Source organism: Methylomonas koyamae, assembly GCF_006483455.1.
Taxonomy (GTDB): domain Bacteria; phylum Pseudomonadota; class Gammaproteobacteria; order Methylococcales; family Methylomonadaceae; genus Methylomonas; species Methylomonas koyamae_B.
On sequence record NZ_PPPU01000012.1, the window covers coordinates 160,157 to 180,824 of the forward strand.

The 20,668-nt window shown below is 58.4% G+C and carries 24 protein-coding genes; 17 read left to right on the forward strand and 7 right to left on the reverse strand.

Annotated elements, in window-relative coordinates:
- Position 1 precedes the first annotated feature (1 nt).
- From C2U68_RS06735 to C2U68_RS06820, 16 genes are all read left to right on the forward strand, one after another.
- Positions 2-202: a DUF2892 domain-containing protein gene (locus C2U68_RS06735; protein ID WP_140911746.1), complete on the forward strand. Its 201-nt coding sequence runs from the start codon at positions 2-4 to the stop codon at positions 200-202.
- A gap of 190 nt (positions 203-392) precedes the next feature.
- Positions 393-857, forward strand: a complete 465-nt coding sequence (locus tag C2U68_RS06740) for an Hsp20 family protein (protein WP_222101877.1) — start codon at positions 393-395, stop codon at positions 855-857.
- A gap of 381 nt (positions 858-1,238) precedes the next feature.
- Positions 1,239-2,687, forward strand: a complete 1,449-nt coding sequence (gene nifE, locus C2U68_RS06745) for a nitrogenase iron-molybdenum cofactor biosynthesis protein NifE (protein ID WP_140911747.1) — start codon at positions 1,239-1,241, stop codon at positions 2,685-2,687.
- Positions 2,688-2,702: 15 nt separating this feature from the next.
- A complete protein-coding gene (gene nifN, locus C2U68_RS06750) occupies positions 2,703-4,100 on the forward strand; it encodes a nitrogenase iron-molybdenum cofactor biosynthesis protein NifN (RefSeq protein WP_140911748.1) in 1,398 nt (465 codons plus the stop codon).
- Between the two features lie 44 nt (positions 4,101-4,144).
- A complete protein-coding gene (gene nifX / locus C2U68_RS06755; protein WP_140911749.1) occupies positions 4,145-4,576 on the forward strand; it encodes a nitrogen fixation protein NifX in 432 nt (143 codons plus the stop codon).
- A gap of 367 nt (positions 4,577-4,943) precedes the next feature.
- Positions 4,944-5,417 carry a NifX-associated nitrogen fixation protein gene (locus C2U68_RS06765; RefSeq protein WP_140911751.1) on the forward strand — a complete coding sequence of 158 codons (474 nt, stop codon included), beginning with the start codon at positions 4,944-4,946 and terminating at the stop codon, positions 5,415-5,417.
- A gap of 8 nt (positions 5,418-5,425) precedes the next feature.
- Entirely contained in the window at positions 5,426-5,641 is a 216-nt protein-coding gene (locus C2U68_RS06770; protein ID WP_140911752.1) for a CCE_0567 family metalloprotein, read from the forward strand.
- An 8-nt stretch (positions 5,642-5,649) separates the two neighbouring features.
- Positions 5,650-5,961 carry a ferredoxin III, nif-specific gene (gene fdxB, locus C2U68_RS06775; protein ID WP_140911753.1) on the forward strand — a complete coding sequence of 104 codons (312 nt, stop codon included), beginning with the start codon at positions 5,650-5,652 and terminating at the stop codon, positions 5,959-5,961.
- A 629-nt stretch (positions 5,962-6,590) separates the two neighbouring features.
- Positions 6,591-6,914: a (2Fe-2S) ferredoxin domain-containing protein gene (locus tag C2U68_RS06785; protein ID WP_140911754.1), complete on the forward strand. Its 324-nt coding sequence runs from the start codon at positions 6,591-6,593 to the stop codon at positions 6,912-6,914.
- A gap of 3 nt (positions 6,915-6,917) precedes the next feature.
- Positions 6,918-7,424, forward strand: coding sequence for a hypothetical protein (locus C2U68_RS06790; RefSeq protein WP_140911755.1), 507 nt, complete (start codon positions 6,918-6,920; stop codon positions 7,422-7,424).
- The gene (locus C2U68_RS06795; RefSeq protein WP_140911756.1) at positions 7,421-7,798 is read left to right on the forward strand and encodes a hypothetical protein; all 378 of its coding nucleotides are present in this window, start codon (positions 7,421-7,423) and stop codon (positions 7,796-7,798) included. The genes C2U68_RS06790 and C2U68_RS06795 overlap by 4 nt, the downstream gene beginning before the upstream one ends.
- A gap of 9 nt (positions 7,799-7,807) precedes the next feature.
- Positions 7,808-8,770, forward strand: coding sequence for a DUF364 domain-containing protein (locus C2U68_RS06800; RefSeq protein WP_140911757.1), 963 nt, complete (start codon positions 7,808-7,810; stop codon positions 8,768-8,770).
- A 3-nt stretch (positions 8,771-8,773) separates the two neighbouring features.
- Entirely contained in the window at positions 8,774-9,223 is a 450-nt protein-coding gene (locus tag C2U68_RS06805) for a hypothetical protein (RefSeq protein ID WP_140911758.1), read from the forward strand.
- 1 nt (position 9,224) lies between these two features.
- On the forward strand, positions 9,225-10,493 hold the full coding sequence (locus C2U68_RS06810) for a (Fe-S)-binding protein (protein ID WP_140911759.1): 1,269 nt from the start codon (positions 9,225-9,227) through the stop codon (positions 10,491-10,493).
- A 105-nt stretch (positions 10,494-10,598) separates the two neighbouring features.
- Complete coding sequence (locus tag C2U68_RS06815; RefSeq protein ID WP_140911760.1) at positions 10,599-11,612, forward strand: tryptophan--tRNA ligase; 1,014 nt, start codon at positions 10,599-10,601, stop codon at positions 11,610-11,612.
- Positions 11,613-11,675: 63 nt separating this feature from the next.
- Complete coding sequence (locus C2U68_RS06820) at positions 11,676-12,425, forward strand: YdcF family protein (protein WP_140911761.1); 750 nt, start codon at positions 11,676-11,678, stop codon at positions 12,423-12,425.
- A 125-nt stretch (positions 12,426-12,550) separates the two neighbouring features.
- Here C2U68_RS06820 and C2U68_RS06825 read toward each other — a convergent pair whose 3' ends face one another.
- From C2U68_RS06825 to C2U68_RS06845, 5 genes are all read right to left on the reverse strand, one after another.
- Positions 12,551-13,474 (reverse strand): hypothetical protein, encoded by a 924-nt coding sequence (locus C2U68_RS06825; protein ID WP_186289517.1) that lies wholly within the window; start codon positions 13,472-13,474, stop codon positions 12,551-12,553.
- Positions 13,475-13,982: 508 nt separating this feature from the next.
- Positions 13,983-14,669 (reverse strand): hypothetical protein, encoded by a 687-nt coding sequence (locus C2U68_RS06830; RefSeq protein WP_140911763.1) that lies wholly within the window; start codon positions 14,667-14,669, stop codon positions 13,983-13,985.
- 256 nt (positions 14,670-14,925) lie between these two features.
- Positions 14,926-15,525 carry a DUF2799 domain-containing protein gene (locus tag C2U68_RS06835; protein WP_140911764.1) on the reverse strand — a complete coding sequence of 200 codons (600 nt, stop codon included), beginning with the start codon at positions 15,523-15,525 and terminating at the stop codon, positions 14,926-14,928.
- Positions 15,509-16,834, reverse strand: a complete 1,326-nt coding sequence (locus C2U68_RS06840) for an MFS transporter (RefSeq protein ID WP_186289518.1) — start codon at positions 16,832-16,834, stop codon at positions 15,509-15,511. Before C2U68_RS06840 ends, C2U68_RS06835 begins: the two co-directional genes overlap by 17 nt.
- 18 nt (positions 16,835-16,852) lie before the next feature.
- A complete protein-coding gene (locus C2U68_RS06845; protein WP_260839245.1) occupies positions 16,853-17,359 on the reverse strand; it encodes a ProQ/FinO family protein in 507 nt (168 codons plus the stop codon).
- Positions 17,360-17,555: 196 nt separating this feature from the next.
- On the opposite strand from C2U68_RS06845, the gene C2U68_RS06850 reads away from it, so the two are divergent.
- Complete coding sequence (locus C2U68_RS06850) at positions 17,556-18,875, forward strand: hypothetical protein (protein WP_140911765.1); 1,320 nt, start codon at positions 17,556-17,558, stop codon at positions 18,873-18,875.
- An 18-nt stretch (positions 18,876-18,893) separates the two neighbouring features.
- On the opposite strand, the gene C2U68_RS06855 is transcribed toward C2U68_RS06850, so the two are convergent.
- Positions 18,894-19,514: an NUDIX domain-containing protein gene (locus C2U68_RS06855; protein ID WP_140911766.1), complete on the reverse strand. Its 621-nt coding sequence runs from the start codon at positions 19,512-19,514 to the stop codon at positions 18,894-18,896.
- Complete coding sequence (locus C2U68_RS06860) at positions 19,511-20,620, reverse strand: PQQ-dependent sugar dehydrogenase (RefSeq protein WP_140911767.1); 1,110 nt, start codon at positions 20,618-20,620, stop codon at positions 19,511-19,513. The genes C2U68_RS06855 and C2U68_RS06860 overlap by 4 nt, the downstream gene beginning before the upstream one ends.
- Positions 20,621-20,668: the final 48 nt, after the last annotated feature.

A 20,668-nucleotide genomic window follows, 5' to 3' on the forward strand; every position in this document is an offset into this window, starting at 1 on the left:
TATGTCTATCGATCGGATGGTGATGGCGTTTGCCGGCTCGTTTATTCTGGCCAGTCTGGCTTTGGCGCATTGGCATTCGCCGAATTGGTTGTGGTTTACCGCCTTCGTTGGCGCCAATTTGGTGCAGGCGTCATTTACCGGGTTTTGCCCGTTGGCGATTATCCTGAAAAAGTTCGGCGTCAAATCCGGCTGCGCATTTTAGTTTGTTCCCTCTAGCCTAACCGCCGCTGGATTGGCGGTTAGGTCTTTTTCGGCTCAGATCCGACCGGAAAAAATCCGGTGGCCGCACTCTTGAAGTTTTCGTCAGCGCCCCTAATTTGTCGGTGTCCGGGCCGGACGGCTCGGTTACAACCAATGTTTTCAAAGCTTATTTGAATTGGGGAGAAAGAATCATGAGAGTCGAATATACGCCGATTTACCGTCCCAACCTGGGTTTGGGCCAATGGGCCGCAATGCTGGACGGCATTTTACAAAGCGACCGGCCGAATCACGATTATCCGGCCTTCGATATCGAAGTGGTCGGGGACAACCAGTTTGCGATCAGTTTGGCGGTACCGGGTTTCAGTCCGGACCAGTTATCGATCGAAACCGAAAACAAGGTGTTGACCGTCAAAGGCGAGAAACCGCAAGACGCCGAAAAACGGCGCTTCCTGCACCAAGGCATTTTTAGTCGCAATTTCGAACGCCGCTTCAACCTGGCCGAACACACCGAAGTCAACGGTGCCCATTACCGCGACGGGTTGCTGACCGTCAGGCTGGTGAAACGGATTCCGGAGGCAATGAAACCGCGGCGCATCGAGATCGATAACGTCGGCCAAGTGTTGAGTCCGGCGCAAGCGACATTGCCCATCGCATGAAACTGGTCGCCAGTCGATGACGGTTTGAGCCCCGTTGTCAGCCAACGCCGGTGGCGGGGCTCTCGCCAATTTCCCTCTTTACAGCCTTTCCCTTCAGCATTCGGGCGATCAGCCGGAAAATGCTGACTGCTTGCCCTGATCTCAGTCGATGCTCCGGCATCGTCAAGTCTGATTGATAGCCCCCTAGGTTCCTCGCCACGTCCGGGTTATTCCTTTCCCCTGTCGGCCGGTCTGGCGTCGGTTGCGCCGGGCTTTGTTTGGTCGCAATCGTCGATTGTCGGGTTTGCTACAAAAAAAATCGGGCCAAGACCTTGAAAATCATTGTCTTAGCACTTGGCACAACGGTTGCAATAGATAGTACAAAAAACTTGGGGTTGTGCCATGAAATCGACCAAAGACATTGCCGAAATGCTGGACGAACCGGCATGCGAGCATAACAAGAAGGAAAAATCCGGCTGCGCCAAACCCAAACCCGGCTCCGCCGCCGGCGGCTGCGCCTTCGACGGCGCCCAAATCGCCCTGTTACCGATCGCCGACGTCGCTCATATCGTGCACGGCCCGATCGCCTGTGCCGGCAGTTCCTGGGACAACCGCGGTACCCGTTCGTCCGGCCCGGACCTGTACCGGATCGGCATGACTACCGACTTGACCGAGCAGGACATCGTTATGGGCCGCTCGGAAAAGCGCCTGTTCCACGCCATCAAGCAAGCGGTGGAAACCTTTAACCCGCCGGCGGTATTCATCTACAACACCTGCGTGCCGGCCCTGGTCGGCGACGACATCAATGCCACCTGCAAAGAAGCCACCGAGCGTTGGGGCGTGCCGGTCGTGCCGATCGACGCCGCCGGTTTTTACGGTACCAAAAACCTGGGCAACCGCATCGCCGCCGATGCGATGATCAAATACGTGGTCGGCACCCGCGACCCCGATCCATTGCCGCCGGCCGCAATCGAAGCGGAGAAAGCCGGCATCAAAATCCACGACGTGAATTTGGTCGGCGAATACAACATCGCCGGCGAATTCTGGCACGTATTGCCGCTGCTGGACGAAATGGGCTTGCGCGTGCTGTGCACCTTGTCCGGCGATGCCCGCTTCCGCGAAGTGCAAACCATGCACAAGGCCGAAGTCAATATGATGGTTTGTTCCAAAGCCATGATCAACGTGGCGCGGAAATTGGAACAGCAATACCGGATACCCTGGTTCGAAGGCAGTTTCTACGGCATTACCGATACCAGCCAGGCCTTACGCGATTTTGCCCGCGTCATTAACGATCCGGATTTGACCGCTCGTACCGAAGCCATCATCGCCCGCGAGGAAAACCGGATTCGCGAAGCCTTGGCCCCGTGGCGCGAACGCCTGAAAGGCAAACGGGTGCTGCTGTTTACCGGCGGCGTCAAGAGCTGGTCGGTGATTTCGGCGCTGCAGGATTTGGGTATGGTCGTGGTCGCCACCGGCACCAAGAAATCCACCGAAGAAGACAAAGCCCGGATTCGCGAATTGATGGGCGAAGACACCTTGATGATCGAAGACGGTAGCCCGAAAGCCTTGCTGAAAGTCGTACACGACTACAAGGCCGACATTCTGATTGCCGGCGGCCGCAATATGTACACCGCCTTGAAAGCGCGGATTCCGTTCCTGGACATCAATCAGGAACGCGAATTCGGCTACGAAGGTTACCAAGGCATGCTGGAACTGGTTCGCCAATTGGCGCTGACGCTGGAAAGCCCGGTCTGGGAAGCGGTCAGAGCGCCGGTGCCGTGGAAGGCTGCGGCCAAGGTTGCCAAAGCCGCCGAACAGGCGGTGCTGTTCGCCGAGCCCGTCGCCGCTTAACCGGGGTATTTCGCTATGGCCGAAATTTTAAAACGCAACAAAGCCCTGTCGGTCAGTCCGCTGAAAGCCAGCCAACCCACCGGCGGCTCCTTGGCTTGCCTGGGTTTCGACCGGGCCATCCCGATGCTGCACGGCTCGCAAGGCTGCACCGCGTTTGCCAAAGTGTTTTTCGTCCGCCATTTCCGCGAACCGATTCCGTTGCAAACCACAGCGATGGACCAGGCCAGTTCGGTGCTGGGCGCCGACGAGAACGTGATCGAAGGCATCCGGGTCATCGCCGAAAAATCCAACCCGGCTTTGATTGCGGTACTGACCACCGGTTTGGCCGAAACCCAGGGTTGCGATGTGCAGCGTAACCTGCGCGAATTTCGCGCCAAATATCCAGAATACGACCATGTCGCGGTCGTGGTGGTCAACACGCCGGATTTTACCGGCTGCGTCGAAACCGGCTATGCGGCGACGCTAACCGAAATCGTGCGCAGCTTGGTGCCGGATGCCGAGCAGGCCGGCACCAAGCCCGGAACTCGGCAGCGCCAAGTTAACGTCCTGGTCAGCCCGATGCTGACGCCGGGCGATTTGGAAGCTTTGCGCGACCTGATCGAGCAATTCAATTTACGGCCGGTTTTGGTGCCGGATATTTCCGATTCGCTGGACGGCAGTTTGACCGACGACGATTTTTCGCCGGTGACGATAGGCGGTACCCCGGTGTCGGAATTGAAAACGCTGGGCGAGGCCCGCGCCACGCTGGTGATCGGTGCGTCGCTGCGCAAAGCCGGCGAACTGTTGCAGGAAAAAACCGGCGTTCCCAGCCATTTCTTCGACCATCTCTACGGGCTGCAAGCCAACGATGCCTTGATTTGCGCGTTGGCCGACATCAGCGAAATGCCGGTACCGGGCAAGGTCGAACGGCAGCGGGCGCAGTTACAGGATGCAATGCTGGATACCCATTTCATGCTCGGCCAATTGCGGGTGGCGATTGCCGGCGATCCGGATCAACTGAACGCGTTGGCGCATCTGGTCACCGGCATGGGCGCCGAAGTGGTTGCGGCGGTCGCGGCCGGCAACGCGCCGGTGCTGGCGACCACGCCGGTTGCCAGCGTTAAGATCGGCGACCTCGAAGATTTGGAGAACCTGGCCCGCGCCGGCAAGGCGCAATTGTTGATCGGTAACTCGCACGCGGTCGCTAGTGCCGAGCGCTTGGGTATTCCGATTCTGCGGGTCGGCTTTCCGTTGTACGACATCATCGGCGGCTACCAGAAAACCTGGATCGGCTACCGCGGCTCTCGCCAAACCCTGTTCGATCTGGCCAATCTGGTGATTAATTTCGCCCACGAGGACATCGAACCGTACTACTCGCCGTACGCGCAGAAGCCGGAAAACGAACGCCAAGCCTGCTCGCCGTCATGTCATTAGCACGCCGCATGCAGGTATTGCATGCCCCAGACCAGAGGATGCCTATGGAAACCGCCATTAAAGTCGCTTTCGCCACCACCGACATGGTTCACGTCAACCAGCATTTCGGTTCCGCCAGATCGTTTGCGGTCTATGCCGTGGACCCGGAGCAGTCGGAAATGCTGGAAGCGGCCCAGTTCGGCGAACTGGCGCAGGATGGTAACGAAGACAAATTGTCGGTGAAGATTCAATTGCTGGAGGGTTGCGCGGCGGTCTATTGCCAGGCCATCGGCGCCTCGGCGATCAAGCAGATCGTGGCCCAGGGCATCCAACCGATCAAGGTTCAGGAAGGCGCCACCATCAAGGATTTGATCGGCGACTTGCAACAAGAAATGAAAGCCGGCCCATCGACTTGGCTAGCCAAGGCCATCAACCAGCATAAAGGACCGAGTCCGGATCGGTTCAGTGCGATGGAGGATGAGGGGTGGGATGAATAGTGCTGATGTTTAGCGTGGGCACGGGTTTTGTGCCCTCCCCGAAAACAGGTTTTGTGTCGCTATCGCGACGGATGAGTTAGAAGTCGGGTCTCGGCCCGACAGCCGAGATACTTTTCTTTGCTTGTCCAAAGAAAAGTATCCAAAAGAAAAGACACCCGGACGCCGCTTTTTTCCTGCGCTCCGCGACGTTTATCGAGGGTCGGCAGAAGGGGCTTCCCAGCCCCTCCGCCGCCGCGCCGCATCCTTGCGGCGCCCCTTCGGGCTGATCTCGATAAACGCCACGGATGCTCGGCGCGGCATACGGGGAACGGCGTGGCGATAGTAGAAGCCGTTGAAAGATTTGATACTTAAATATAGGAGAACCACCATGTCCCAACCCGCACTTGTCGTCGAAGCCGGCGATCCCTTGATGACTTCCGACATCGTCGTCGAAATGCTGAAGCAGCTTCGGGCGATGGATACCTACGATACCTACGAAGGCTGGTCGGAAGAGAAAATCATCGATCCGTTGATCATGACCAAGGAACGCAAACGTGAGATCCCGATCGTCGGCGATCCGGACGAAATCACGTTGGCCCGGGTCAAGGCCTACTACAACGCGATTGCCTCGCTGGCGGAAAAACGCACCGGCTTGATGGCGGTGCCGGTGATCAACATCACCCACGAAGGTTTCGGCCGGGCGCTGGTGCTGGTCGGCAAATTGATCGCGGTCGATAAAGTCTTGCGCGACGTGCACCGTTTCGGTTTCGGCAGTTTGGAAGAATTGAACGAGAAGACCGAGAAGATTCTGGAAAAGGCCGTCAGCTTGATCGAGCAATACAAAGAAGTGGCCGAAGCTTGAGGTGATTTATGAGTGACGAAGACATTAAAGCCTTGGAAAAAGAAGTGAAGAAAAACAAACGCCTGGCCAACGAGGCGGCGTCGGTACTGCACGACTTGATCGAAGACCGGTTGCCCGATGCCTACGGCGAACTGATGAGCGTGGCGCAAGCCACCTACGATGCCTGCAAGGCCTGGGACGACGCCAACAAGAAATTCTTGGCGGCCAGCGCCACTTCAGCTTAGGAGGAACGATGAGCGAATTTGTAACCGGCGTGACCTTCGGCGGTACGGTTTGGACACCGTCCTACGTCACCGATATCAATCAGCGTGCCTGCATCGGCTGCGGCCGTTGTTTCAAAGTCTGCCCGCGCGATGTGTTCGATCTGGTCGAGAAAGACGAGGTCTTGGCCGATGCGGCTGACGACGACTACGAAGATTTCGAGGACGACGACAACAGTATGGTGATGAGCCTGAAAAACGCCGCCGACTGCATCGGTTGCGAGGCCTGCTCCAAGGTTTGTCCGAAGGATTGTTTTACGCATCAGCATAAGGCTGCGGCGTAGGTGATGGCGCTGGCGCGACGGCTGAATTGAATGCCGGTTCGCGGGCCGGCGGCCGCGATACTTTCGCTACGAAAACCATCCGTGGTTTTCGCCCTAACGGGCCAGCCTTTGGCTGTGCAAATTCGTTCCAAACGAATTTGTGTGTCGCCAAAAGAAAGTATCCAAAGAAAAGGCGACCCGGATGCCGCTTTGATCCTGCGCGCCGCATCCCTGCGGCGACCCTGGCGGGCTGATCCGTACAAAAGCCTCGTTGTTCGGCGCTGCATACGGGAAATTCCGTCCCAGTGTAGTTGGTCGGAGTGCCAGTAGATATTTTTGAAAACCGCTCATATTGGGGATGGTTTTACTCCCGTATTTCGACCCCGAGCATCGCCGTTTTTTGCTGGATTCGCCCGAAGGGGAGCGGCAGGGATGCCGCTCGTTGGCGAAGGGGCAGGAAGCCCCTTTCGCCAACCCCTGCAAAAAATGAGAAGCGCAGGATAAGGGCGAAATCCGGGTGTCGTTTCTTTTGGATACTTTTCTTTGGACAAGCAAAGAAAAGTATCTCGGTTGTCGGTCCGAGAACCGACACTCAAATCCACGTCGCGATAGCGACACCAATTTTTCTATCTTAAAAAAGGAAAGCTATCATGCCACGCCCCGAAAAACACGTATTCGTCTGTACTCAAGCCCGTCCGCAAGGCCATCCGCGCGGGTCCTGCTCGGCCAGCGGTTGCGCCGAGGTGATGAACGAGTTCATGAACCAGATCCAGGCCCGGAATCTGTTCGAGAAAATCGGCCTGACCAACACCGGTTGCATGGGGCCGTGCATGCTCGGCCCGAGCGTGCTGGTCTATCCGGAAGGCGTCATGTACGGCAAAGTCACCAAAGACGACGTCAAAACCATCATCGACCAGCATTTGTTGGGCGGTGCGCCGGTCGAGGCGCTGCAAGTGCCGGCCGAGGTCTGGTAAGCCATGACCGGAGTGGCGTTTCTGGAAGAGCGGGTGCTATTTAGCCCGGATGTGCCCGAGGCGGTGAACAAGCTGCTGCAAATGGCCGTGGCGGCCAGCCATGCCGATAAACCGCTGGCGGAAAAGTACTTCCAGCAGGCGCAACAGCTCGATCCGGCCTGCCTGCAGACCTATTTCGCGCTGTACAAATTTTATTTCTACCAGGGCCGGCTGGCCGAGGCCGAGCGCGAAGCTTTGGCGGCGCTGGCGGAATCGGCGCGCCAAGGCGGGTTTCCGGCCGATTACCGGCAATTGGCGGCCGAAGCCGGGCAGTGGGATATGTACGCCAGCGACGTCTGCCTGTTTTATCTGTACAGTTTGAAAGCGCTGGGCTTCATCCGCCTGCGCCGGCAACTGGAGGAGGAGGCGCGGCTGGTGCTGGCGGTGCTGCGGCAACTGGACCCGCTGGACCGTTCCGGCGGTTCGGTAATCATGCATTTGGCCGAGGCCTTGGCGGAGGATGCGGCATGAGCGAAGAATTGCAACAACAAGTCGAAGCCAAACGCAGCTTCGGTAAGGCGGTATGCCAGCGCATGACCGAGAACATCGTCAAACTGGGTTTTCCGCTGCAGACCGATCTGAGTTTGCCGGATTTCGACGCCGCGGTGTTCAGTCTGGTCACCGATCCGTTCACCCAAAGCCGGGATTTGGTGGGTTATTGGTATAACGCCGGCAAACAGCGTATCGGCCAGATCAAGTTTCACGGCGACGGCAGTTTTTACGCCGAATACGACGTGGTAAAGCCGCACCCGACCAAGAAGCTCTGGTTCGTCGAGGCCATCAACGCCTGGGGCCGGCAGGACAACATCAAAACCGAAGCAAAATTGTTGGAAACTCCGCAATAAGGAGGCGCTATGGCTAATCCCAAACGCTTGTACGAATTGCTGTTGGACTATTGCAGCAGCGATGCCGTGGTGGACAATTTGATGATCGGCCTGGTCTGGACCATATGCCAAAGTCAGGGCAAGGCCACGGCCGGTCTGGCGATGAGCCCCGGCCTCGCCACGCGCACCTTGACCTGGTCGGGGACCTTGGTCGGCAAGCCGGTCACCGATCTGGCGGCCTGGATTACCGAATGGGACCCGTTCAAGGCCACCGTGGCGATGGCGGCGATCAACAGTTGCATCAACGCCCGGCCGCTGCCGGAATCGGTGGCGCTGGATTGTCATGGCGAACACGCCAATCTGGCGGTGTTCGATTATTTTCTGCCGCAGTTGCAGGGGAAGCACGTGGTGGTAATCGGCCGCTATCCCGGCATCGAACGCTACCAGGACAAAATGTTGCTGACGGTGCTGGAGCGGCAGCCGACGGCGTCCGATCTGCCGGACTCGGCGTGCGAGTTTTTGTTGCCGCAGGCCGACTGGGTGTTTCTGACCGGCAGCAGCATCACCAACAAGACCTTCCCGCGCCTGACCGAACTGGCCTCCCATGCCACCACGGTTTTGATGGGGCCGACCGTGCCCTGGTTGCCGCAATTGCACGAGTTCGGCATCGATTATCTGGCCGGCGTCGAAGTCGTCGACCCGCAAGCGCTGTACCACACCGCGGCTCAGGGCGGCGGGGTAAGGATTTTCCATAACGGCTTGCGCTACCGGATTGCCGAGCTGGCGCCGCAACGCAGTATCAGTTGGCTGAAGCAGCAAATCGCCGATTGTTTTGCCGAAAAGTCGCAACTGACCACGGCGATGCAGCAATGGTACGACGCCGGCAACAAAGCCCGATTTCCGCAGTATTCGCTGCTCGACCAATTGAACGGTCGTTTGTCGCGCTTGGATACCAGTTTTAAATCGTTATGGGACAACTATGCCGCCGGATAACGTATGACCTTGGCTGTACCGGAACACTTCGAGCGGCACCGGTTGTTGCTGTTATACAAGGGCGACATCAGCGCTTTGACGTTATTCGCCCAGCAAGCCAACGGCAGCGTCTGTTTCCCGCAACCGCTGCCGGCGCTATCGTCCGCGCTGGACCAGGACAGTGGCGAAGCGGCCGGTTTGACCGTGCACCCGGCAACGCTGGTCAATGCTATCAATAAGCTGATGGGCTTCGAGGCCGATTTGCTGCAGGCCGAAGCCGGCTACAAGCAGTCGGTCGACACCCCCGGCGGCATCGTCACCGTCTACATCGCCCGCTTTAAACTGCTCGATCCGCCGCACCGGTTGATGCAAAGCCTGGATTGCCGGATGCGCACCTTACCCGAACTGCGCGGCCGGCCGCCGGCCGAGATGGAGTTGCTGCGCCGCGCCTACGAAACGATGATGGAGGGTTAGCGTGTTCGATTACATGGATTTTGGCCTGGATTCCGGCGAGGATAGCGGCGCATCGTTTTCGACCAACACCGGCCCGTATATTCCGGATGCGCAGGACTGCATGCGCTGCGGCATGTGCGTGACCGGCTGCCCGACCTACCGTTTGACCCAAACCGACGCCGAAACCCCGCGCCAGCGGATTCGCAGCATCGAAAAAGTGTTGCGCGACGAAGCGCTCAGCGCCGACGAACGTACCCATCTGGATAACTGCCTGCAATGCCGGGCCTGCGAAACCGTGTGTCCGAGCCGGATGAAATACGGCGAACTGTTCGACCTGGCGCGGCACAAACTGACGCAATTGCAGCCGCCGTCCTGGCTTGCCGGATTGGCGCTGCGTCTGATCGAACACAAAAACTGGCGACGCAGCTTGTTGCCGTTGCTTACCCTATATTTGCGTTCGGGCCTGCAAAAGCCGTTGCGGGCGAGCGGCCTGTTGCAAAAACTGAATCTGGCGGCCGCCGAGCGCTTAGTCTGCGAGCCGGCGCTCGGCGGTTTAGCCGGAGTTTTTCCTGTGAGTAAACGTGCCCGCCAACGCGGCCGCGTCGCCTTGTTTACCGGTTGTCTGGCCGAACATTTCGACCGCGCCACGCTGCGGGCGGCGATCAAATTATTGAATGCGGTCGGCTACGAGGTGGTGGTGCCGGAAGGGCAGGGCTGCTGCGGCGCGATCCACCAGCATAACGGCCGCTCGGCTGAGGCATTGATCGAAAACAATATCGCCACGTTTTACGAGCTGGAAGTCGAGGCGGTGGTGTATCTGGCCAGCGGTTGCGGAGCGATGCTAACCGAATACCAGGGCGCGGATAGCGAAACCTCCGGCTGGTTCACCCGCAGTTTGCGCGACATCAACGAGTTTTTGCTGGAACATTGGCCGGACCAGTTGCAGCCGGCGGCATCCAACCTGAATATCGCGGTGCACGAACCGTGCAGCCAGCGTAACGTCTTGAAAAACGCCAAGGCGGTTTATGCCTTGTTGGCGAAAATCCCCGGCGTGAATATCGAAGCCTTGCCGGACAACCACACCTGCTGCGGTGCCGGCGGCAGTTATATGTTGAGCCATCCGGAAAATGCCGGGCAGTTAAAAACGCTGAAGCGCCAGGCCATCGCCGGTTGCGGCGCCGATATCGCCGTCAGCACCAATTTCGGTTGCGCGTTTTTTCTGAACGCCGAGCGCGGCGAAACCGACCGCAAACTGATGCATCCGATTCGGCTGCTGGCCGACCGGATCTGACCAACCGCGGCCGCGCCTGCCCGGCCGCAGGCGCCGAGCCTGACTATCCCCGGCGATTTGTGTAAAATCGCGCCACTTTTTCATTTCGATAGCGCAGGCAGCAGCATGACTAAATCCATCGTTCTTACCGGCATCACCACCACCGGCACGCCGCATTTGGGCAATTACGCCGGGGCCATCCGGCCGGCGATCAAGGCCAGCAAAGACGAACAGGTCCGGCCGTTTTATTTCCTGGCCGATTACCATGCGCTGATCAAATGCAACGAGCCGGCCCGGGTCAAGCAATCGAGCCTGGAAATCGCCGCGACTTGGCTGGCGCTGGGGCTGGATACCTCGAACGCCGTGTTCTACCGCCAGTCCGACGTGCCGGAGATTCTGGAGCTGACCTGGATGCTGACCTGCGTTACCGCCAAGGGCTTGATGAACCGGGCTCATGCGTACAAAGCCGCCGTGGCCGAGAACGAGGAAGCTGAAGGCGCCGATCCGGACAAGGGCATCACGATGGGCCTGTTCAGCTATCCGATTCTGATGGCCGCCGATATTTTGATGTTCAATGCCAACAAGGTGCCGGTCGGCAAGGACCAAATCCAGCATATCGAAATGGCCCGCGACATCGCCGCCCGCTTCAACCATATCTACGGCGAACATTTCGCGTTGCCGGAAGCGGTGCTGGAAGAAAACGCCGCGACCTTGCTGGGCCTGGACGGCCGCAAAATGAGCAAGAGCTACAACAATACGATTCCGTTGTTCGAGCCGGAAAAGAAACTGCGCAAATTGATCAACAAGATCAAAACCAACTCGCTGGAACCGGGCGAACCGAAAGATCCGGAAGGCTGCACGCTGTTCGGTATTTACCAGGCCTTTGCCAACCACCACGAAGTCGACGCGATTCGTCAGCGCTATGCCGAAGGCATCGGCTGGGGCGAGATGAAGCAGGTGTTGTTCGAGAAAATCAACGACGAAATCGCCCCGGCCCGCGAGCGTTACGAAGCCTTAATAGCGGCGCCGGAACATATCGAACAGCAATTGCAGGAAGGCGCCGAAAAAGCCCGCGCCATCAGCCGGCCGTTCATTCAGCAATTGCGGGCAGCGGTCGGCATTTCCGGCTTGGCCGGCTAGGCAGCTTTGCCCGGCGGTTTGCGGTTTAACCCGGCGCAACCGGCCTAGGCTAGGATAGCCGCCATGCTGGTTTACGCGCTGCAGTCGCTGTTGTTGCCGCCGGTTTTACTGCTGGTTTTGGCGCTGGTCGGGGTCCTGGCCGGCAAACGCAAATGGGGGCGGAGCATGGCGCTGACGAGTTTGGTTTTGCTGTGGTTGCTGAGTCTGCCCATCGTCGTCAACCGCTTGGCGCAGTGGTGGGAGCGGGTGCCGCCGTTGCCGGCCGCAGCGGCCGCAACCTTCAAACCCGGCGCGCTGGTCGTTATCGGCGGCGGCCTGCAGTTCGACACGCCGGAATATCCCGGCCAAATCACCTTACATCCGCGCAATCTGCTGCGCCTGCGCTATGCCGCCAAATTGGCCTGGGAACTGGGCTTGCCGGTATTGGTCTCCGGCGGCGGCGCGCTGGCGGCGGACGATGTGGCCGAAGCCGACCTGATGGCGGCGATATTGGACCAGGAATTCAAAACCCCGGTGGCCTGGCAGGAGCGGGACAGCCGCAACACCGCCGAAAACGCCCGCTTCAGCCGGGACTTGCTACGCCAATACGGCATAAACGACATCGTGCTGGTGACGCAGGCCTACCACATGCCGCGGGCGTTGATGGCGTTTCGCCAAGCCGGCTTTAACGTCTTGCCCGCGCCGACCGCCTTCATCGGCCGCAGCGGCGACCCGCGTTTCGCGGACTGGCTACCGTCGCCGTCGGCCTGGGCCAACCTTTTCCTGCTGGCCCACGAGGCGGTCGGGATGGTTTGGTATCGGATTCGGTATTGATAGGGGGGCGCATAGCGTACCGTAAGAACTGATCGCTAACGGTTGAAATAACCGGAGCTGCGTGGCTTTATCGCGCTGCGTCCGTCTTGATGGATGGGGTGGGCGTCATTTTTCTGTGGACTTGGCTACTTGAATCCGTAGTACTTGAGTAACGCTTCTTTGATCACATCCGTGGCGACTGCAACTCCCATTTTCCAAGTGCCGGAGGCAGCCTTCTTGAGATTCTCAACGAGCCAGTTGCGCACTTGAGGACCCATGGGCTCTTCGTTGCTCTCAGGCTTTTCTGAAGCAGCGAGACGCGCTAGCTCTTGGGCGTCCTCTTCCACCATGCCAGAACCAGTCAAAAACTGCGTCAAGCTTTTTGCGTCATGCGGGGTCACTGCAACCTGAATCGTTGCCCGTTCGCCGGTGGCCGCGATTGATGTGAAGTTGCCGTAGATTATTTGCTGGGCAATTTGCGTTGCTGCGGCCGCGCTAGGCGCAGATGGCAAAGCAGCAGGACCTATGGCTACAGCGGCCGCATCTGGCACAGACTTCTCTAGTTCAAGGGTAAGTTCGAGTACCCGGCTGCGCACTGCGTGCCGAATAGAGGCAAGCGATGAGCGCGGAATGCTTCCAGTGACCGAATTGCAAGCGTAGTCTGGATAGACCTTGCCTTGAAGCATAAGGATAAGGTCGGCGGCATTTATTCCTAAATGGCCGCCGTATTCGGCGTTGGTCAGCAAGTCGTCCACTGCTGCGATGCTCTCCCGCATTTCGTGGCGTACCCAATGCTCCCCTGCGAACTTCTTCACCAAGTACGGTGAAATAGGCGCGTTCTTGATGCCGTACCCAAACGGGCCGGAAAAGTTGGCTGTGTAGCTGACGGGAATAAATCGATAGTCTGGGAGTTCCGCGTCGCGCGGGTACCCTTCCGATTCGTGACGCACCCACTCTGCAAGGGGCTGACTTCCGATCCGAGCTGCCAGGAGCCGAAGTCTGAGAAGTATTGGCCCAAGGTCAGCCCCCTCTTGGAGTACGGCAGCTTGGATTTCATGAAGAAGGCTCATACTCGATCCTTAATATGATGATCAACGCCCAGCTCACAGACTGAAACCGCATAGCTTTTTTTTGGTCGGGAGAGCGACGTGTTATGTGTGATCATGCTTTCTCCGGTGTGTTATAGACCAAGATGGCATCACCTATTTCAAGTGCGGACAAATAGCAGGAACGTTCAGGCTATTCCTTCCGCTCCGCTGTATAAGAGGGCAAAGTTCCCGCTTTTAATATTTCAAATTGCGACCACCCGCAATTTATCGCTACGTGTTGCGCCGTCTCCCAGTCGTGAGCCGAGCCAAGCGACTGCCGCAGGTAGATATGCATTGCGTGACGCTGGCCGGTGGGAAAGCCTTCTACATCTGACGCAGTGGCTTTCGCCAAAAAAATATGGACTTCATGTGTCATGGCAAGTAACGATCTAGTTTAACCTGCGCCGGAGCGCGGAGGGTACCGACATAGGCCATGAGAATGCCGCAGACATGGCCTGTGTTGCGTCCGCGTTGAACGACCAGTTAGCCATCACTTTTTAGCCTCAGCGACTTTTCTTTTCCAGAGTTGAACCAGTTCGGTGATGTTTGACTCGGCTTTGAGTGCTGAGATATCGACTGGCTGCGTAGATTCATCCATTTTTGATCGAGTATCCCAGAGCTTTGCCCCAACATCTTCGGCCAAGTGAGTCTCATTGCCCCCAGAGACGAGTACGTAATACATATTTTCCTGCTTTAGAGCGTCGATGTAGCTCATGCGTAAGAGCGTGACGGGCTCAAGAATCTCAACGTCGCCTCCAAGTGCTGGTTTGGCCCAGTGCAGGAATTGAAAAAACTCTTCGTTGTTGCGATACCCTTTCAGCGTTGTTAGTGCCCCCTTTGTATGGCCAGTGGGGTACTCGGAAAAGTAGTAGCCAGTGAATGGTTGATGGTAGGCAATAGAATCCCTAACCCTGAACTCAATCCAGCTAAGACGAGATAGCTTGAAGTTGTATATGGGGCCACCGTCGGATGTAATTTCAATATGCCTGTCGGTGTATTTGTCGCTATCAACTTTTTCAAGCAATGCCCTCACCTCAATTTGCGGCATCAGCGCTACGACAGCCGCCTTCGCCTGCAAATCTGCGGCTCGATACTGAGCGACGCTGGCGATGACACTAGCCGCAGTCAGTATGACGCCAAGGACCGATATGAAAGTGGCTGAACTCTCGGGTTTCATTGTGATGGCTAACTAGTAATTAATTGGTTTCCGTATATCACCAAGCTGACGTTCATTCGCACGATAACGGGTCGGTTAACATTGGAGTTTCCTATCTGGATATCGTCGTCGATTAGAAACGATGTTCGGTAATAGCTATGTCGGCGCCATTCAACCACTTCGCAGGATTGACCGCAACGGGGCTTGCCGGCAAGCAAAATAGTTAACCCAATAGCCCGATTAATCCCGCCGCGTTGCAACCCGCTAGCGCACGGCGTCAACGATAGCCGGAAAGCTCCCGGCGCATGTCGTCGAGTTGCCGTTCGTGGAAGTAAAGGTCTTGGCGGTGGTGATCGTAGTGGCGGTCCAGGTCCCGCAGTTCGCTGCGCAGTCGGTCGCGCTCTTTGTCGGTCAATTTGCTGTCGCGCAAACGGCTTTCCTTGTCGGACAAGTCGCTTTGCAGCTGGTCCAGTTCGTTGCGGTCTTCGTAAACGGCATAGGCCGCGGCGTTGTAACGGGCAAATTGGCTGTCGATGGCCGGTGGACAGACGTGTTGGTAGCCGCGGCCGTTGAGGCCTTCGGTGAACGCGTTGTCCAGCCGGCAATAATCGCGCAGGCCTTGGTCGCGGCCGGCGAAATAAGCTGCCTGGTCGACGACGATGCCGTGTTCGCGGCAGGCGTCGGCGTGGTCGGCCAGCCGAGCGCCGGGCTCGCCGCCGAGACCGTCGCGTATGCCGACGCCGAACCAGTCGCCGCGCAGGCAGTCTTCCCGGCTCAGGCTGGCGCAACCGGAATCAAACAATAAACCAAGTAAAGCCGCCGCCAGGTAAACGCTGCGGCGGAATCGGCGGCGGATACATTTAAGCGGCAGGTTCATCGCGGTCCAGTGCCGAGTCGCGCAGCGGCTCTTTCATGGTTACGGCAACGCACAATGCCAGTGCGGCGCAGCCGCTGACGTAATAACCGAACCAATCCGGGTGGCCCTGGCTTTTCAGCCATAAGGCCAGATATTCGGTGCTGCCGCCGAACAGGGCTACGGTCAGCGCGTACGGAAAACCGACGCCGAGGGCGCGAATGTGGACCGGAAACAATTCGGCTTTGACGATGGCGTTGACCGACGAGTAGCCGGAGGTAATCAGTAACGCGCACAGGTACCAGGCCAATGCGGTTTCGACGCTGCGCGCCTGCGCCAGCAACGACAGTAGCGGTGCGGTGCATACCGTGGCGCCGATGCCGAAACCGATCAGCAGCGTGCGGCGGCCCACGTAATCGGAAATCAGGCCGAAGATCGGTTGGAGCGCCATGAATCCCAACAGGCCCAGGCTGCAGATCAACGTGGCGTCGTCTTTGCTGAAGCCGCTGGTGTTGACCAGGAATTTTTGCATGTAGACGGTAAAGGTGTAGTAGGACACGGTGCCGCCGGCCGTCAGGGTGACGACGGTGAAGACCGCGCGCGGGTGGCGCGCCAGTTCCCGTAATGCGGCCCGGCGGCCGGGATGCTGGCGGGAATTGGCAAAGGCGCTAGTTTCGGCCATGTTGCCGCGCAGCCAGAGTGCGAGCACGGCCAGGGTGCCGCCGACGACGAACGGAATCCGCCAGCCCCAGGCGTGCAGTTGTTCGCTGCTTAACAGGTAGCGTTGCAGCAGCATCAACAATCCCAGGGCCAACAATTGGCCGAGCACGATCGTCACGTATTGAAAGCTGGAATAGTAACCGCGGTGCTTGGCGCCGGCCATTTCGCTGAGGTAGGTGGCCGAGCTGCCGTATTCGCCGCCGATACTGAAGCCTTGCAGCATGCGGGCAAACAGCAGCAGAGCCGGCGCCCAGTTGCCGATTTCGGCGTAAGCCGGCGCGCAGGCGATGATCAACGAGCCCAGGCACATCAGACTCACGGATAACAGCAGTGCGCTCTTGCGACCTTTGCGGTCGGCCAGACTGCCGAGCAGCCAGCCGCCCAGCGGGCGGAACACGAAACCGACGGCGAATACTGCCGCGTTATTCAGCAATTGCGCAGTCTGATCGCCTTCCGGAAAGAACAGCGGGGCAAAGTACAGGGCGAAGGCGGCGTAGATGGCCCAGTCGAAATATTCGACCAGATTGCCGGCGGAGCCGCTCAAAATGTAACGCAGGCGCTGCCGGTGCGACAGCGTCGGGTTGGCGGGCGGAAGTGCGGCGAAAGATTCCATCCCTGCGCCTCGTCGGCCTTATTCTGCGGCGGGAGCTGGCTGAGCGGGTTTGGCTGCGGCTTTTTTCGGCTTTCTTTTCTGCGACCGGTACTTCAGCCGTTGCGCCTGGGTGGCGTTGTCTTTGGTGACGCGGCCGGCTTCGTTACCGTTCAAATCTACCCGAATCGCGCCTTCGACCATGCAGGCCCAATAGCGGTTGCCGGTACACCAGGTTTTGATCGCTTCTAACAAGGCTTCCTTGGCGATGCCGAGTTGTTCGGACTGTTCGACCAAGTCGTTGTGGATGCCGATTTTGAGCGGGACTTTCGGATTGGGGCTTTTCGGGAAGATGGCCGGAAAACGTTTCTGCAACTGGCCGATGGTTTGCACGACCGGGTCGACGTCCGCGCTCGGCGCTTGGTGTTGCTTTTTCTGCTCTTGCTTTTTCGCTTTTTCGGCGGCGGCCTGTTGCGCCAGTTGATCCCGCAGCGATGCTAATTGTTCGAAGCCCATACGCAAACCGATAATGTACTGAAAAACGCGCATTGTACAACGATGCGGGCGGCGGTGAAATTTGCCGCGCATTTCATGCGGTTTATTTCGGCATTGATCCGGCTGAATGGCAGCGGTTTGCGGCTTAATTTATTTTTACATTCGGCAGACGGCGATTTACTTTATTTTGGGCATACTTGAGACTATGACTTGGATCTTTTTATGTTACCCGCGCCGGAGTTTCACACCGATGTCCGTTTTTTCGAAGTTTTCTCCAGAATTTCGCCTGGTTTTGGCAACTGCACTCCTGACCATGCTCGGTGCCTGTTCGTCCCGCCCGTCGCTGCCGGATATGGAAGACCAAACGGCAAAACTGGACCAAATGCTTCGCTCCGGTGCCTACCAACCGGCTGGCAGTTTCGAGCTGGATTCGGCGCACGATCTGTGGGTGCACGACGGCGTCGAGCTGGATGTGGAAATGCTTGCGCCGAAAATGCCGGGCCGTTATCCGCTGGTGATTTATCTGCCCAGTATCGGCGAAGACGCAAGGGCCGGTAAGTTGTGGCGGGAAAATTGGGTCAAGGCCGGTTATGCGGTATTCAGCTTACAGCCGGTGGAAATCGCCCAGGCGTTGAAACAATTGGAAGCCGAGCGTAAGTTCGACCTGCCGGACGAAGATGCCTTCGGCCCGGTCGAGGAACTGGACGCAGAAAGCCCGCCGGCGCGGGAACCCGGCGGCGACTCCTGGTTCGGCGAAAAACGGCCGCGGCAATCGCGTTCCGCGCGCAGCAGCGAATTGCATTACGTCGGCCATCAATATTTTGCGCCGGAGCGTTTAAAGAGCCGGCTCGGGCATTTGTATTGGGCTTATCGGCAACTGAAACTCCGGGCCGAGATGCACGTGCCGGTATTTGCCGCGGCGGATTTTTCCAAAGTGGTTTTGGCCGGTTACGATTTGGGCGGGCAAACCGTTTCCGCTGCCGCCGGAGAAGCGTTCGCAGCCGATATGCCTGACCGCGGCGATTTGCAGCCGCTTGCGGCCATCGTGTTGAGTCCGTCGGTGGATTTGGCCGAAGGCCAAGTGCGCGGCCGGTTTCAAAAGTTATCCTTGCCGATGTTGAGCGTTACCGGTAGCGAAGACAACGATCCGTATGCGATCAGCTCGGCGCCGGTCAGAACCGCTCTGTGGGAATACGCGCCGGCCGGCGGCAAATACTTATTACTGTTGCAGGATGGTGGGCATAAGCTACTGGCGGGGTCGGAACCGGGCGGCCGTTTCGCAGCGGCGGACCGGCGCAGTGACGCGGCGATGGCTGGCGAGCCTCCGATTGGAGGCGGTCGCCGTCGCGGTGGCGCGGGCGGACTGCCGGGCGGCAGCAGTTCCTGGTTCGGCAGTTCCCGCAGTGAAGAAGTCCGGCGGGAGCAGGGCTATAAACACGTTGCCGCCGTCATCGGCACCACAACCGCGTTTTTGGACATGATCGTTAAACACGATGCGTTCGCCCAGGCGTGGTTGCAGGAAAAAGCCAATCCCTGGTTAGGCCGCAGCGGCTCGTTAAAGACGCGTTAACCGGCCACGGCCGGCAAATTACGCCGGCTGCCCAGCGGCGGTTAGCCAGCGCGCCCGCAGCCGGTCGCGGTGGATATACAGCCACTGGATGGCGATGATCGGAATGCCGGATTCGATTTCGCGGCGTTCCATCATCGCGAACACTTCGTCGAATTTGATAGCGCTGACCCGGATGTCCTCGTCTTCCTCGTCCAGGCCGTGAATGCCGCCGACGTGGCTGCTGTCGACCCGGCCGCAATACAGCGTGATCCATTCGGAGGCGCCGCCCGGTGTCGTGAAAAATTGTTGAATCTCGATCAAGTCCAGAATTTCGCAGCCGGCTTCTTCCCGCGCTTCGCGGTAAGCGACGTCTTCGGCGGTTTCGCCTTCTTCTATGGCACCGGCCACGATCTCCAACAGCCAGGCCCGTTGCGGCTGCAAAATCGCGCCGACCCGGAATTGCTCGATGATGACGACTTCGTCGCGGTCGGGGTCGTACAGCAGCACCGCCACGCAATTGCCGCGGCGGAACAATTCCCGCGTCAGCGGCTGGCTCCAGCCGCCGTTGAACAGCGTGTGCCGCAGCGTATATTGCTCGAGCCGGAAAAAGCCGTGGTAGACGGTGCGGCAATCCAGTATTTCGAAACGCTTGTCGCTCATCGGCCGTAGGTCACCCGGTAAATCACGCCCAGGCTGTCGTCGCTGATCAGCAAGCTGCCGTCCGGCAGTTGCAGCACGTCGTTGGGCCGACCTAATACCTCGCCCTTCGGCGTCAGCCAGCCGCTGATGAAGGGCTGTTCGTTGTAGGGCTGGCCCTCGCGGAATTTGACGATGTCGACTTGGTAGCCCTGTGGTTGGCTGCGGTTCCACGAGCCGTGTTGCGCCACGATCAGTTGCCGGAAATAGACGTCGGGGAATTGCTTGCCGGTATAGAAGCGCATGCCCAGCGGCGCGATGTGAGCCTTGTAGCGCCAGGCCGGCGCCGCAAATTTGTAGCATTGTTTGCCGGCGCCGAATTCCGGGTCGGCAACATTGCCGCCATGGCAGTAGGGAAAACCGAAGTGTTGGTTGGTCGGGGTCCATTCGTTCAGCTCGTCCGGCGGCAGGTCGTCGCCCAGGTGATCGCGACCGTTGTCGTTGAAAAACAAATGGCCGGTCCGGGTTTCCCAATCAAAACCGACCGTATTGCGGATACCGCGCGCCAATATTTCCAGACCGCTGCCGTCGCGGTTCATCCGCAACAAGGAACCGTAGATCGGTTGCTCCGGATCGCAGACGTTACAAGGCGCACCGACCGCGGTGTACAGTTTGTTATCGGGGCCGACGCGCAAATATTTCCAGCCGTGGTGGCGGTCGGACGGAAATTGGTCGTATACGGTCACCGGTTTCGGCGGATTGGCCAGCCGCATACCGATTTCGTCGAAGCGGATGATGCGTTGGATTTCGGCCACGTACAGCGAGCCGTCTTTGTAAGCGACGCCGTTCGGCAGGTTGAGCTGTTCGGCGATGACGAAGCGCTGGTCGGCTACGCCGTCGCCGTCCTTGTCTTGCACGGCATAGACGTTGCCTTGGCGGGAACCGACGTAGACCACGCCCTTGTCGCCCAATGCCATTTGCCGGGCGTTGGGCAGATTGTCGGCGAAAATCCGGATATTGAACCCCGGTGGCAAGTGCAATTGTTTTAACACCGCCTCGTGTTCCGGGCTGGCGGCCAGGGTCGGCAAGCTGGTAAGCATGAGCAATAGCAGGGACTTTATTCTTTTCATTTTTATCTGCCTCTGAGTAAACTTTGAATGATGTTATCACTCTATAAC

Bases quoted from the DNA above. Each gene is read 5' to 3' on its own strand.
- C2U68_RS06735 (WP_140911746.1), top strand. From the start codon at position 2: ATGTCTATCGATCGGATGGTGATGGCGTTTGCCGGCTCGTTTATTCTG.
- C2U68_RS06740 (WP_222101877.1), top strand. From the start codon at position 393: ATGAGAGTCGAATATACGCCGATTTACCGTCCCAACCTGGGTTTGGGC.
- nifE (WP_140911747.1), top strand. From the start codon at position 1,239: ATGAAATCGACCAAAGACATTGCCGAAATGCTGGACGAACCGGCATGC.
- nifN (WP_140911748.1), top strand. From the start codon at position 2,703: ATGGCCGAAATTTTAAAACGCAACAAAGCCCTGTCGGTCAGTCCGCTG.
- nifX (WP_140911749.1), top strand. From the start codon at position 4,145: ATGGAAACCGCCATTAAAGTCGCTTTCGCCACCACCGACATGGTTCAC.
- C2U68_RS06765 (WP_140911751.1), top strand. From the start codon at position 4,944: ATGTCCCAACCCGCACTTGTCGTCGAAGCCGGCGATCCCTTGATGACT.
- C2U68_RS06770 (WP_140911752.1), top strand. From the start codon at position 5,426: ATGAGTGACGAAGACATTAAAGCCTTGGAAAAAGAAGTGAAGAAAAAC.
- fdxB (WP_140911753.1), top strand. From the start codon at position 5,650: ATGAGCGAATTTGTAACCGGCGTGACCTTCGGCGGTACGGTTTGGACA.
- C2U68_RS06785 (WP_140911754.1), top strand. From the start codon at position 6,591: ATGCCACGCCCCGAAAAACACGTATTCGTCTGTACTCAAGCCCGTCCG.
- C2U68_RS06790 (WP_140911755.1), top strand. From the start codon at position 6,918: ATGACCGGAGTGGCGTTTCTGGAAGAGCGGGTGCTATTTAGCCCGGAT.
- C2U68_RS06795 (WP_140911756.1), top strand. From the start codon at position 7,421: ATGAGCGAAGAATTGCAACAACAAGTCGAAGCCAAACGCAGCTTCGGT.
- C2U68_RS06800 (WP_140911757.1), top strand. From the start codon at position 7,808: ATGGCTAATCCCAAACGCTTGTACGAATTGCTGTTGGACTATTGCAGC.
- C2U68_RS06805 (WP_140911758.1), top strand. From the start codon at position 8,774: ATGACCTTGGCTGTACCGGAACACTTCGAGCGGCACCGGTTGTTGCTG.
- C2U68_RS06815 (WP_140911760.1), top strand. From the start codon at position 10,599: ATGACTAAATCCATCGTTCTTACCGGCATCACCACCACCGGCACGCCG.
- C2U68_RS06820 (WP_140911761.1), top strand. From the start codon at position 11,676: ATGCTGGTTTACGCGCTGCAGTCGCTGTTGTTGCCGCCGGTTTTACTG.
- C2U68_RS06825 (WP_186289517.1), bottom strand. From the start codon at position 13,474: ATGAGCCTTCTTCATGAAATCCAAGCTGCCGTACTCCAAGAGGGGGCT.
- C2U68_RS06830 (WP_140911763.1), bottom strand. From the start codon at position 14,669: ATGAAACCCGAGAGTTCAGCCACTTTCATATCGGTCCTTGGCGTCATA.
- C2U68_RS06835 (WP_140911764.1), bottom strand. From the start codon at position 15,525: ATGAACCTGCCGCTTAAATGTATCCGCCGCCGATTCCGCCGCAGCGTT.
- C2U68_RS06840 (WP_186289518.1), bottom strand. From the start codon at position 16,834: ATGGAATCTTTCGCCGCACTTCCGCCCGCCAACCCGACGCTGTCGCAC.
- C2U68_RS06845 (WP_260839245.1), bottom strand. From the start codon at position 17,359: ATGCGCGTTTTTCAGTACATTATCGGTTTGCGTATGGGCTTCGAACAA.
- C2U68_RS06850 (WP_140911765.1), top strand. From the start codon at position 17,556: ATGTCCGTTTTTTCGAAGTTTTCTCCAGAATTTCGCCTGGTTTTGGCA.
- C2U68_RS06855 (WP_140911766.1), bottom strand. From the start codon at position 19,514: ATGAGCGACAAGCGTTTCGAAATACTGGATTGCCGCACCGTCTACCAC.
- C2U68_RS06860 (WP_140911767.1), bottom strand. From the start codon at position 20,620: ATGAAAAGAATAAAGTCCCTGCTATTGCTCATGCTTACCAGCTTGCCG.